The organism is Rhizobium sp. BR 362 (assembly GCF_036528765.1).
GTDB lineage: Bacteria > Pseudomonadota > Alphaproteobacteria > Rhizobiales > Rhizobiaceae > Rhizobium.
The window spans coordinates 40,704-53,147 of record NZ_JARWGH010000021.1; the positions used below are offsets into that span (position 1 = coordinate 40,704).

The 12,444-nt window shown below is 62.5% G+C and carries 10 protein-coding genes; all 10 read left to right on the forward strand.

What is annotated here, in order from left to right:
- The first annotated feature begins 14 nt into the window (after window positions 1-14).
- The 10 genes from rimP to QDY28_RS21770 all read left to right on the forward strand — a co-directional run bounded on the left by rimP (window position 15) and on the right by QDY28_RS21770 (window position 12,419).
- A complete protein-coding gene (gene rimP / locus QDY28_RS21725) occupies window positions 15-623 on the forward strand; it encodes a ribosome maturation factor RimP (protein ID WP_331383695.1) in 609 nt (202 codons plus the stop codon).
- 62 nt (window positions 624-685) lie between these two features.
- Complete coding sequence (gene nusA / locus QDY28_RS21730; RefSeq protein WP_331383696.1) at window positions 686-2,290, forward strand: transcription termination factor NusA; 1,605 nt, start codon at window positions 686-688, stop codon at window positions 2,288-2,290.
- The gene (locus tag QDY28_RS21735; RefSeq protein ID WP_331383697.1) at window positions 2,287-2,979 is read left to right on the forward strand and encodes an RNA-binding protein; all 693 of its coding nucleotides are present in this window, start codon (window positions 2,287-2,289) and stop codon (window positions 2,977-2,979) included. Before nusA ends, QDY28_RS21735 begins: the two co-directional genes overlap by 4 nt.
- Window positions 2,980-3,080: 101 nt before the next feature.
- A complete protein-coding gene (infB, locus tag QDY28_RS21740) occupies window positions 3,081-5,819 on the forward strand; it encodes a translation initiation factor IF-2 (protein WP_331383698.1) in 2,739 nt (912 codons plus the stop codon).
- 75 nt (window positions 5,820-5,894) lie between these two features.
- Window positions 5,895-6,314, forward strand: coding sequence for a 30S ribosome-binding factor RbfA (gene rbfA, locus QDY28_RS21745; protein WP_331383699.1), 420 nt, complete (start codon window positions 5,895-5,897; stop codon window positions 6,312-6,314).
- A gap of 12 nt (window positions 6,315-6,326) precedes the next feature.
- Entirely contained in the window at window positions 6,327-7,259 is a 933-nt protein-coding gene (gene truB, locus QDY28_RS21750; RefSeq protein ID WP_331383700.1) for a tRNA pseudouridine(55) synthase TruB, read from the forward strand.
- A 90-nt stretch (window positions 7,260-7,349) separates the two neighbouring features.
- Entirely contained in the window at window positions 7,350-8,201 is an 852-nt protein-coding gene (locus tag QDY28_RS21755; RefSeq protein WP_331383701.1) for an alpha/beta fold hydrolase, read from the forward strand.
- A 152-nt stretch (window positions 8,202-8,353) separates the two neighbouring features.
- Complete coding sequence (gene rpsO, locus QDY28_RS21760; protein ID WP_028754662.1) at window positions 8,354-8,623, forward strand: 30S ribosomal protein S15; 270 nt, start codon at window positions 8,354-8,356, stop codon at window positions 8,621-8,623.
- A 325-nt stretch (window positions 8,624-8,948) separates the two neighbouring features.
- Complete coding sequence (gene pnp / locus QDY28_RS21765) at window positions 8,949-11,087, forward strand: polyribonucleotide nucleotidyltransferase (RefSeq protein WP_331383702.1); 2,139 nt, start codon at window positions 8,949-8,951, stop codon at window positions 11,085-11,087.
- Between the two features lie 315 nt (window positions 11,088-11,402).
- A complete protein-coding gene (locus QDY28_RS21770) occupies window positions 11,403-12,419 on the forward strand; it encodes a class I SAM-dependent methyltransferase (protein ID WP_331383703.1) in 1,017 nt (338 codons plus the stop codon).
- The last annotated feature ends 25 nt before the right edge of the window (window positions 12,420-12,444 follow it).

Genomic DNA, 12,444 nt, shown 5'->3' on the forward strand with positions numbered 1-12,444 from the left:
GCAGGAGTGAACGCTTGTCGGAAGAGACAAACGCAGACAATGTCAATGAACCGCGGCTGATCGTCGAAACCGGTCTCGACCAGCGGATCGCCGCCATCATCGAGCCCGTGCTCGTCGGCATGGGCTTCCGCTTGGTGCGCGCGCGCCTCCTCAATCAGAACGGCCTGACATTGCAGATCATGACCGAGCGCAACGACGGCACCATGACCGTCGAGGATTGCGAAGAGGTCTCGACGGCGATTTCGCCGGTGCTGGATGTGGAAGATCCGATCGATAAAGCGTATCATCTGGAAGTGTCTTCGCCCGGCATCGATCGTCCGATGGTGCGCAAATCGGATTTCAGCCGCTGGATCGGCCATCTCATCAAGTGCGAGACCTCGATCCTGGTTGATAACCGCAAGCGGTTCCGCGGCAAGATCGCCGATGTCAGCGCCGACGGCTTTACGATCGAGCGCGACCAGGTTGCCTACGGGGAAGAACCGAAGGTGACCATTCCGTTCAGCACGCTGGCCGATGCCAAGCTGATCCTGACGGACGATCTCATCCGCGATGCACTGCGCGCCGACAAGCTGGCGAAAGCCGAGGCTGCGAACCAGAACGAAGCGGACGACGAAGAAGAATAACCGATCAACGAACCGCCGTACGGGACGGGAACCCCAGGGCAGGAAGACGGAGACTAAAGACAATGGCAGTCAGTGCGAACCGGCTAGAGCTTCTGCAGATCGCAGATGCAGTGGCGCGCGAAAAGGTCATCGACCGCGAGATCGTGCTTGCCGCAATGGCGGACGCGATCCAGAAGGCCGCGCGTTCGCGTTACGGCACGGAGTCGAACATCCGCGCCGACATCAACCCGAAGACCGGCGAAATCCGTCTGCAGCGCCTGCTCGAAGTCGTCGAAAAGGCTGAAGACTATTCCACGCAGATCCCGCTGGAGCTGGCCCGCGACCGCAACCCGGATGCCGCGCTTGGCGATTTCATCGCCGATCCGCTGCCGCCGATGGATTTCGGCCGTATCGCGGCCCAGTCGGCCAAGCAGGTCATCGTGCAGAAGGTGCGCGAAGCCGAGCGTGACCGCCAGTTCGACGAATTCAAGGATCGCGTCGGCGAAATCGTCAACGGCACCGTCAAGCGCGTCGAATACGGCAACGTCATCGTCGATCTCGGCCGCGGCGAAGGCATCATCCGCCGCGACGAGATGATCCCGCGCGAAAACTTCCGCTATGGCGACCGCGTTCGCGCCTATGTCTACGACGTCCGTCGCGAACAGCGCGGCCCGCAGATTTTCCTGTCGCGCACGCATCCGCAGTTCATGGTCAAGCTCTTCACCATGGAAGTACCTGAAATCTACGACGGCATCATCCAGGTGAAGTCGGTCGCCCGCGATCCGGGTTCGCGCGCCAAGATCGCCGTCATCTCGAACGATTCGTCGATTGATCCGGTCGGCGCCTGCGTCGGTATGCGCGGTTCGCGCGTCCAGGCGGTCGTCGGCGAGCTGCAGGGCGAAAAGATCGACATCATCCCGTGGTCCAGCGAGCCGGCGAATTTCGTCGTCAACGCGCTGCAGCCGGCCGAGGTCGCCAAGGTCGTTCTCGATGAGGATGCCGAGCGCATCGAAGTCGTGGTTCCGGACGAGCAGCTCTCGCTCGCCATCGGTCGCCGCGGCCAGAACGTCCGCCTCGCCTCGCAGCTCACCGGCTGGGACATCGACATCATGACGGAAGCGGAAGAATCCGAGCGCCGTCAGAAGGAATTCAACGAGCGCACCAATCTGTTCATGGATGCGCTCGACGTCGACGAAATGGTCGGCCAGGTTCTGGCCTCGGAAGGCTTTGCCGCCGTCGAGGAGCTGGCTTATGTCGATCTCGACGAAATTTCGTCCATCGACGGTTTCGACGAAGAGACCGCCCAGGAAATCCAGGATCGCGCCCGCGAATATCTGGAGCGCCTGGAAGCCGAAATGGACGAGAAGCGCAAGGCGCTCGGCGTGTCCGACGAGCTGCGCCAGATCAACGGCATGACCGCGCAGATGATGGTCGCTCTCGGCGAGGACGGCATCAAGACGATCGAGGACTTCGCCGGCTGCGCCGCCGACGATCTCGTCGGTTGGACCGAACGCAAGAACGGCGAAACGAAGAAGTTCGAAGGCCTGTTCTCCAAGCTCGAAGTCTCGCGCGTCGAGGCCGAGCAGATGGTCGTGCAGGCCCGCCTGCTGGCCGGCTGGATCACCGAAGCCGATCTCGCCGCTGAGGCGGAAGAGGCTACGGAGGATGAGGCCGAGCAGGAAGCATGATGAGCACCGAGGGGCCGGAGGCACCGCCTGAGGACGACGATCTCGGCGGTGGCGACGTGAACGGCCGCATGTGCATCGTAACACGCGAAAGCGGATCGCCGGATGAGCTGATCCGCTTCGTCGCCGCTCCGGACGGGACCGTTGTTCCCGATCTGAAGCGGCAACTGCCGGGACGCGGCTGCTGGGTCAAGCTCGACAGGGCGCTGGTGGACAAGGCAGTGGCGAAGAAATTGTTCTCTCGCGCCCTGAAGGCGGAGGTGACGGCACCGAGCGAGCTCGGCGCCACCGTCGACCGGCTTCTTGCGGCGCAACTCGCCGGGATGATGAACATGGCGCGCAAGGCGGGCCAGTTCGTCAGCGGCTCGTCGAAGGTCGATGGCGCCGTTCGCAACGGCTCGGCACTTGCCGTGTTCCATGCGATGGATGCCGCCGCCGACGGCGTTCGCAAGATCGATCAGGCACGCAAGGCCTGGCATCTTGGCATGGAGACTGAAAAGGAAATACCGTCATTTCGTGTCTTCACGGAGGCGGAAATGGAAGAACTGATGGGCCAGAACGCTTTTATCCATGCCGCAGCGCTTGCGGGGCAGGCAGGTGAGGGTGTAGTGAAGCGCGCAAACCTGCTCGAACGGTACCGCAACGGCGGTCAGTCCCGGGCAACGGGCGGCGCTGGCCGGCGAAAACAATGACGCGGTCACCGGCCGATGCCGGACGCCTCATTAAGGTACATGCATTGAACGACAGGGTCTGACGGACGATTCCGTACCCTGTCCGAAGGAACGGGAACGGAATGACCGACAATAAAGACGACAAGACGCTGAGTGTTTCGGGTAAGAAGACCCTCACCCTGAAGCCCTCAGGCGTGAACCAGGGCACCGTGCGCCAGGACATGGGCCGCGGTCGCACCAAGGCGGTCGTGGTCGAAACTCGCAAGCGCCGCCCGCTACGCCCTGAAGACGAAAAGCCGATGATCACCCCGACGACGACGGCTGCCGCCACGGCGTCCGTGACGCGCGTCGCGGAACCGACACCGCAGCCGCCGCGCCCGCCGCAGCCGGCTCCGCGCATTCATCAGCCAGGCGGCCAGCAGCAGCGACCGCAGCAATCCAACCAGAACAATCAGCAGCGCCCGCAGCAGGATCGTTCGTCGCGGCCGGTGGTTCTCAACCACCTGTCGGCCGGCGAGATGGATGCGCGACGCCGCGCACTTGCCGAAGCCCAGGCACGCGACGCCGCCGATGCGGTCCGCCGCGCCGAGGAAGAGGCTCGCCGCCAGCAGGAAGAAGAAGCACGCCGCATCGCCGAACAGGCCGAAGCTGCCCGCCGCGCCGCCGAAGAGGCTGCCCGCGCTGCTGAAGCTAAGGTTGAGACGCCCGTACCGGTCGAAGCCAAGACGGAAGCACCGAAGCCGGCTGTCCAGCCGGCTGCAGCGCCCGTCGTTGCCCGTCGCCCGGATACGGCTCCGCAGGCTGCACGGCCCGGCGCTGCTATCATGGAAACGCCGGCCAACCGCCGTCGGGTCAATGAAGAGGAAGACGATCGCGGCCCCTCGCGTGGCGGCCCGGCACGTGGCAAGCTCGTGCGCCCTGAGCCGGCAAAGCCTGTCACCACGCGCCCGAAGACGGACGATGACCGCCGCCGCGGCAAGCTGACGGTAACGACGGCCGATGTCGACGAAGACGGCAACGCCCGCGGCCGCTCGCTTTCGGCCATGCGCCGTCGTCAGGAAAAGTTCCGCCGCAGCCAGATGCAGGAAACACGTGAGAAGATCTCGCGTGAAGTCGTGCTGCCGGAAACCATCACCATCCAGGAACTGTCGCAGCGCATGTCCGAACGCGCCGTCGACGTCATCAAGTTCCTGATGAAGGAAGGCCAGATGATGAAGCCGGGCGACGTTATCGACGCCGACTTGGCCGAGCTCATCGCCGGCGAATTTGGTCATACCGTCAAGCGCGTGTCGGAATCCGATATCGAACAGGGCATCTTCAACGTTGCCGACGAGGATGGCGAGCTGATTTCCCGTCCCCCCGTCGTCACCATCATGGGTCACGTCGACCACGGCAAGACCTCCCTGCTCGACGCCATCCGCCACGCCAACGTGGTGGCCGGCGAAGCCGGTGGCATCACCCAGCACATCGGCGCCTATCAGGTCGAGCAGAACGGTCAGAAGATCACCTTCATCGACACGCCCGGCCACGCCGCCTTCACGGCAATGCGCGCCCGCGGTGCCCAGGCGACCGACATCGCTATTCTGGTGGTGGCAGCCGACGACAGCGTGATGCCGCAGACGATCGAATCGATCAACCATGCCAAGGCGGCGGGCGTTCCGATCATCGTGGCGATCAACAAGATCGACAAGCCGACGGCCAATCCGCAGAAGGTCCGCACGGAATTGCTGCAGCACGAGGTCTTCGTCGAATCCATGGGCGGTGAAGTGCTCGACGTGGAAGTCTCCGCGAAGAACGGCACCAACCTCGACAAGCTGCTCGAAGCCATCCTGCTGCAGGCGGAAATCCTTGATCTCAAGGCCAACCCGAACCGCACGGCGGAAGGCACCGTCATCGAAGCCCAGCTCGACCGCGGCCGTGGCTCCGTCGCCACCGTCCTCGTGCAGAAGGGCACGCTGCGTCCAGGCCAGATCGTCGTTGCCGGCGATCAGTGGGGCCGCGTACGTGCCCTGGTCAACGACAAGGGCGAGCATGTGAAGGAAGCGACGCCGGCGACGCCGGTCGAGGTTCTCGGTCTTTCGGGCACACCGGCGGCAGGCGACAAGTTCGCCGTCGTTGAAAGTGAAAGCCGCGCTCGCGAGATTTCCGAATACCGCCAGCGTCTGGCGCGCGACAAGGCGGCTGCCCGTCAGTCCGGTCAGCGCGGCTCGCTCGAACAGATGATGACCCAGCTCCAGGCTGTCGGCGTGAAGGAATTCCCGCTGGTGATCAAGGGCGACGTGCAGGGCTCGATCGAAGCCATTGCCGGCGCGCTGGACAAGCTCGGCACCGACGAAGTCCGTGCCCGCATCGTCCATTCGGGTGCAGGCGGCATCACCGAGTCCGACGTGTCGCTGGCCGGAGCATCGGACGCGGCGATCATCGGCTTCAACGTCCGCGCCAATGCCCAGGCTCGTACGCTGGCAGAGCGTGAAGGCATCGAAATCCGCTACTACAACATCATCTACGATCTGGTGGATGACGTGAAGGCGGCAATGTCGGGCCTCTTGTCTCCGGAACGGCGCGAAACCTTCCTCGGCAACGCCGAAATCCTCGAGGTGTTCAACATCACCAAGGTCGGCAAGGTCGCGGGTTGCCGCGTCACCGAGGGCAAGGTCGAGCGTGGCGTCGGCGTCCGCCTGGTGCGCGACAACGTCGTCATCCACGAAGGCAAGCTCAAGACGCTCAAGCGCTTCAAGGACGAAGTCTCGGAAGTCAATGTCGGCCAGGAATGCGGCATGGCGTTCGAGAACTACGAAGATATCCGCATCGGCGATACGATCGAGTGCTTCCGCGTGGAGCACATCACCCGCACGCTGTAAGCAGGATAGATTGGAACATTGGGACGGGCGCCGGAACATCCAGTCCGGCGCCCGAACCTTTTGGGAACAAGACAAATGGCAACAAGACCAACTTCTTCCGCGCCCTCGCAGCGCATGCTTCGCGTCGGCGAGCAGGTGCGTGCCGCGATCACCCAGGTTCTGCAGCGCGGCGAAGTGCGCGACGACCTGATCGAGCGCACGGTGATCTCCATTTCCGAGGTGCGCATGTCGCCGGATCTGAAGATCGCCACGGCCTATGTGACGCCGCTCGGCGTCGCCGACCATCAGACCGTCATCGAGACGCTCAATCGCCATGCGAAGTTCATCCGCGGCCGTCTCGGACCGCAGCTTCGGCAGATGAAATACATGCCCGAAGTCCGCTTCCGCGACGATACCAGCTTCGACAACTACCAGAAGATCGATGCGCTGCTGCGCTCGCCGGAGGTCCAGCGCGACCTCGAAGACGGCAATACCGACACCGACGAAGACCGATAACAGAGACAGAGAATGTCCAAACCACGCAAGCCCAAAGGCCGCCCGATTTCCGGCTGGCTGATCCTCGACAAGCCGGTGGACTTCGGCTCGACCGAGGCCGTTTCCAAGATCAAGTGGCTGTTCAAGGCGCAGAAGGCCGGCCATGCCGGCACGCTTGATCCGCTTGCCTCCGGCATGCTGCCGATCGCGCTTGGCGACGCCACCAAGACCGTTCCCTACGTCATGGACGGCCGGAAGATCTATGAATTCACCGTCACCTGGGGTGAGGAACGCAGCACGGACGACCTCGAAGGCGAGGTGACCGCGACCTCCGACCAGCGCCCGAGCGAAGAGAATATTCGTGCGCTGCTGGCGAAATATACGGGCGTCATCCATCAGATCCCGCCGCAGTTTTCGGCGATCAAGATCGCCGGCGAGCGCGCCTATGATCTTGCCCGCGATGGCGAAACTGTCGAAATTCCGTCGCGCGAGGTGGAAATTTTCCGCTTGACGCTGCTCGCCTGCCCCGATGCCAATACGGCGCATTTCGAAGTGGAATGCGGCAAGGGCACCTATGTTCGGGCGCTCGCTCGCGATTTTGGCCGCGATCTCGGCTGCTACGGCCATATTTCCGGGCTGCGCCGCAGTTTCGTCGCGCCTTTCGCCGAAGAGACGATGGTGCCGCTCGCCGATCTCGTCGCACTTGAGGCAATCGAGGATATGGACGAACGGCTCGCCGCCCTCGATGCTCTGCTGATCGATACGGCGGAGGCGCTGTCGGCACTGCCGCATCTCGTCATCAACGACGACCAGGCGCATCGTCTGAAGATGGGCAATCCCATTCTCGTGCGCGGGCGCGATGCGCCGGTTGCCGAGAGCGAGGCCTATGCCACGGCACGCGGCAAACTGATCGCCATCGGCGAGATCGGCCAGGGCGAATTCCGGCCGAAGCGCGTATTCGGCTGACCTTCGGCCAGCCCGTAAATACAGCTATTGCGGGTAATGGCGATGCGATATGCTCCCCGACGGGCCATGGCGACCCTCAAGGGAGAGAACATGCGCAGAATTACCCTCGGAATACTGGCAGTCCTTTCGTTGTTCCTCACCGTAGCGAGCGCGCATTCCGACGAGCGCTGGGCCGGGCTGCCGGCTTTTCCGCCGATGCCGCAGGCGGAGAAGAGCGGCATGGCCGATGTCAACGACATAAAGATGTATTATGCCGAATACGGTGCGGGCGACCCGATCCTCTTCATCCATGGCGGACTTGGAAATGCTGACGTCTGGGGCAGGCAGGTTGCCGATTTCGCTAGAGATCATCTGGTCATCGTTGCCGACAGTCGCGGGCATGGCCGCTCAACGCGCAGCCAAAAGCCCTTCGGTTGCGACCTGATGACCGCGGACTACGTCGCGCTGCTCGATTATCTGAAGATCGACAAGGTGACATTGGTCGGATGGTCTGATGGCGGCATCATCGGCATCGACATGGCGATGAAATACCCCAACAAGCTGACGCGCGTGATCGCTCAGGCGGCAAACGTCACAACCGATGGCGTAAAGCCTGACGTCATGAACAACAAGACCTTCAACGACTACATCAATGTCGCCGGCGACTATTACAGAAAGCTGTCGCCGACGCCGAACGAATACGATGCCTTCGTCAATCAGATTTCACAGATGTGGGCGACGCAACCGGCATGGACGGCAGCCGACCTTGGAAAGATAACGGTGCCTGTCACGCTTGCCATCGGTGACCATGACGAGGCGATCAAGCTCGACCATACGCAGATGATGGCGAAGGACATTCCGGGCGCAAAGCTCGTTATCCTGAAGGACGCTAGCCATTTCGCCATGCTCCAAGATCCCGAGGGTTACGATGCGATGATCCGCGATGCAATGGCGGGGCGCTGAAAGCCGCCCAGGGGAGAACCCTCTTTCCATTGGCGCTCATTTGGTTTATAGGCAGCGCCAGCATCGGGCCTGCCCGATTGCATTCGCGGCCAATGCTGGACGACATCCCGGCGTTTGGCGACATTATTTCCTCTCATAGAAAGGACCATCCGATGTCGATTACTGCTGAGCGCAAGGCTGCGCTGATCAAGGAATACGCTACCGCCGAAGGCGACACCGGTTCTCCGGAAGTCCAGGTTGCGATCCTGACCGAGCGCATCAACAACCTCACCGACCACTTCAAGGACCACAAGAAGGACAATCACTCCCGCCGTGGTCTCCTGACGATGGTTTCCAGCCGGCGCTCGCTTCTTGATTACCTCAAGAAGAAGGACGAAGGCCGTTATACCAAGCTGATCTCCAGCCTCGGTATCCGTCGCTAATCAAATTTCCGGCGGGCGTTCGCGTGAACGTCCGCCGGATGCTTATGAAGGGTTTGAAACCCGTCAGACTTGTTTCCGTGGCGCTTTCCGATTGCGCGATGTGAGACAGCCGGCAGGCCGGATGGGCCGGTTCTGCCAACACCAACCGTTGACCTGTCATGGGGCAGGATTGCCGGATGCTTTCAGCCGAAGCTTCATGCTTCGGCCGATCTTCGAAAGCCTCTCGTTGTCTTGCCCGTGATACGTCACACTTCGTGCGGTTGAAGATGCGCCTTGCCGATCCATGGACGACGGCGCCTTTTCCCGCACCACGCAAGGACAAGATATGTTCGATATCCATACCGTCGAAATCGAGTGGGCCGGCCGCCCGCTGAAGCTCGAGACCGGCAAGATCGCCCGCCAGGCCGATGGCGCCGTCATCGCGACCTATGGCGAAACCGTGGTTCTCGCCACCGTCGTTTCCGCCAAGTCGCCGAAGCCGGGCCAGGATTTCTTCCCGCTCACCGTCAACTACCAGGAAAAGACCTATGCAGCCGGCAAGATCCCCGGCGGCTATTTCAAGCGCGAAGGTCGCCCGAGCGAAAACGAAACCCTCGTTTCCCGCCTGATCGACCGTCCGATCCGCCCGCTTTTCCCGGAAGGCTACAAGAACGACACGCAGGTTGTCGTCACCGTCATCCAGCATGACCTGGAAAATGACCCGGACGTGCTGTCCATGGTCGCAACGTCGGCTGCCCTGACGCTGTCAGGCATTCCGTTCATGGGCCCGATCGGCGGCGCCCGCGTCGGCTACATCAACGGCGAATACGTGCTCAATCCGCATCTCGACGAGATGGATGAATCGAGCCTCGACCTCGTCGTCGCCGGCACGCAGGAAGCCGTTCTGATGGTCGAGTCCGAAGCCAAGGAACTGCCGGAAGACATCATGCTCGGCGCCGTCATGTTCGGCCATCGCGGCTTCCAGCCGGTGATCGACGCGATCATCAAGCTTGCCGAAGTTGCCGCCAAGGAACCGCGCGATTTCACTCCGGACGATTTCTCCGCGCTCGAAACCGAAATGCTCGGCCTTGCCGAAGCCGAGCTGCGCGAAGCCTACAAGATCACCCAGAAGGCCGATCGCTACGCCGCCGTCGACGCCGTCAAGGCGAAGGTCAAGGCGCACTTCCTGCCGGAAGAAGGCGAAGCCAAGTACACAGCCGAAGAAGTCGGCGCCATCTTCAAGCACCTGCAGGCCAAGATCGTTCGCTGGAACATTCTTGACACCTCCAGCCGCATCGATGGCCGAGACCTGCAGACGGTTCGTCCGATCCTCGCCGAAGTCGGCCTGCTGCCGCGCACGCACGGTTCTGCCCTCTTCACCCGCGGTGAAACGCAGGCGATCGTCGTTGCCACGCTCGGCACCGGCGAAGACGAACAGTTCGTCGACAGTCTGACCGGCATGTACAAAGAAAACTTCATGCTGCACTACAACTTCCCGCCCTACTCGGTCGGCGAAACCGGCCGCATGGGGTCTCCGGGTCGCCGCGAAATCGGCCACGGCAAGCTTGCATGGCGCGCCATCCACCCGATGCTGCCGTCGGCGGAACAGTTCCCCTACACGCTGCGTGTCGTCTCGGAAATCACCGAGTCCAACGGCTCCTCCTCGATGGCGACCGTTTGCGGCACCTCGCTGGCGCTGATGGATGCCGGCGTGCCGCTGGCAAAGCCGGTTGCCGGTATCGCCATGGGCCTGATCAAGGAAGGCGAGCGCTTCGCCGTTCTCTCCGACATTCTCGGTGACGAAGACCACCTCGGCGACATGGACTTCAAGGTCGCCGGCACGGAAGCCGGCGTTACCTCGCTGCAGATGGACATCAAGATCGACGGCATCACCGAAGAGATCATGAAGGTGGCCCTGAACCAGGCGAAGGGCGGCCGTCTGCACATCCTCGGCGAAATGGCCAAGGCCATCTCCGAAAGCCGCGGCCAGCTCGGTGAATTCGCTCCGCGCATCGAAGTCATGAACATCCCGGTCGACAAGATCCGCGAAGTCATCGGCTCCGGCGGCAAGGTCATCCGCGAAATCGTCGAAAAGACCGGCGCCAAGATCAACATCGAAGACGACGGCACCGTCAAGATCGCCTCGTCCTCCGGCAAGGAAATCGAAGCGGCCCGCAAGTGGATCCACTCGATCGTCGCCGAGCCGGAAGTCGGTCAGATCTACGAAGGCACGGTCGTCAAGACCGCTGATTTCGGTGCTTTCGTCAACTTCTTCGGCGCCCGCGACGGTCTTGTCCACATCTCGCAGCTCGCCTCCGAGCGCGTTGCCAAGACGACCGACGTCGTCAAGGAAGGCGACAAGGTCTGGGTCAAGCTCCTCGGCTTCGACGAGCGCGGCAAGGTTCGCCTGTCCATGAAGGTTGTCGACCAGGCGACCGGCCAGGAAATCGTTGCCGAAAAGAAGAAGGACGACGCGGCCGAATAAGCCGCGCCTTCACGCACGTTTCGGGGCGCGGGATCTTTCCGCGCCCTTTTTATATTGGATGCCGTCGGTCCGGCGTGATTTCGTTGAAATTGCGTGCCCGGCCCCTCACCCTAGCCCTCTCCCCGCAATGCGGGGAGAGGGGAATGCGACTGTGCTCGTTGATCGCTCTCCACCAAACCGAGGCATCTAGTCTTGCTCTGTCGTCCCCTCTCCCCGTCCCGACGGGGAGAGGGGTAGGGTGAGGGGCAAGCACGAGGTCGAAACGGCGCGTGCATCCGACAGACGAAACTCATTCCCACTGACGAGACCACGCCCATGAGCCGCGACGCCTTAAAGACCCTGTTCCATCCCTTTGCCTCCGGCACTGTCGACGCGCCCGGCGAGGGTGAGCGGATCCTGTTTCTCGGCGCGGAAGCCGGTTTTGCGCTGCCGGACGCCTTCGCCGCCGAGCTCTCCGCCGTTCAAGGGTTCAGGCCCTTCTATCGCCAGCTTCAGGCGCAACGTGTCGAGGTCACGCCGCAGATCGAGGGTGAGAATTATGACGGCGCGCTGGTGCTCTGCACCAAGCACAAGGGCGAGAACGAGGCCCATATCGCCGACGCTCTGACGCGCGTGAAGGCGGGTGGGCTGATCGTCGTCGCCGGCGGCAAGGAAGACGGCATTCAGCCGTTGCGCAAGCGCGTCGAAGGTTTTGGTCTCGATGTCGAGCACATGCCGAAATATCACGGCGTGGCGTTCTGGTTTGCGCGTCCGGCCGACACGAGCGCTCTGACCGCGCAATTGTCGAAGCCCGCGACGCGCATCGAAGGCCGGTTCACGACCGCTGCCGGCATGTTCTCGCATGATCGCATCGACGCTGGCTCCGAATTGCTGGCATCGCGTCTGCCGACCGATTTTTCCGGCGATGCCGCCGATTTCGGCGCCGGCTGGGGCTATCTCTCCGTGGAACTGGCGACCAGATCGCCGCGGACCGCGCGCCTGGACCTCTACGAGGCTCATTACGCCGCATTAGAGGCCGCCCGCGCCAATCTCCTGGAAAACTGCCCGAAGGTCGCCCAGCGCTTCTTCTGGCACGATCTGGCAAGCGAGCCGGTCAAGGACAAGTATGACCTGATCATCATGAACCCGCCCTTCCATGAAGGCCATGCCGCCGAGCCTTCGCTCGGCCAGGCAATGATCAAGGCGGCATCCTCGGCACTGCGCAGCGGCGGCCGCCTGATGCTGGTCGCCAATCGCGGCCTGCCCTACGAGCCGGTACTGGCGGAGAATTTCCGCGAACATGGCGAGACCTGCCGCAACGCTCGCTTTAAGGTGCTGTGGGCGAAGAAATAGGCGATGAAGGCGGCCAATGACCGCC

Excerpts from the sequence above, each read along its gene's own strand:
- nusA (WP_331383696.1), top strand. The coding sequence starts at position 686 with ATGGCAGTCAGTGCGAACCGGCTAGAGCTTCTGCAGATCGCAGATGCA.
- QDY28_RS21735 (WP_331383697.1), top strand. The coding sequence starts at position 2,287 with ATGATGAGCACCGAGGGGCCGGAGGCACCGCCTGAGGACGACGATCTC.
- infB (WP_331383698.1), top strand. The coding sequence starts at position 3,081 with ATGACCGACAATAAAGACGACAAGACGCTGAGTGTTTCGGGTAAGAAG.
- rbfA (WP_331383699.1), top strand. The coding sequence starts at position 5,895 with ATGGCAACAAGACCAACTTCTTCCGCGCCCTCGCAGCGCATGCTTCGC.
- truB (WP_331383700.1), top strand. The coding sequence starts at position 6,327 with ATGTCCAAACCACGCAAGCCCAAAGGCCGCCCGATTTCCGGCTGGCTG.
- QDY28_RS21755 (WP_331383701.1), top strand. The coding sequence starts at position 7,350 with ATGCGCAGAATTACCCTCGGAATACTGGCAGTCCTTTCGTTGTTCCTC.
- rpsO (WP_028754662.1), top strand. The coding sequence starts at position 8,354 with ATGTCGATTACTGCTGAGCGCAAGGCTGCGCTGATCAAGGAATACGCT.
- pnp (WP_331383702.1), top strand. The coding sequence starts at position 8,949 with ATGTTCGATATCCATACCGTCGAAATCGAGTGGGCCGGCCGCCCGCTG.
- QDY28_RS21770 (WP_331383703.1), top strand. The coding sequence starts at position 11,403 with ATGAGCCGCGACGCCTTAAAGACCCTGTTCCATCCCTTTGCCTCCGGC.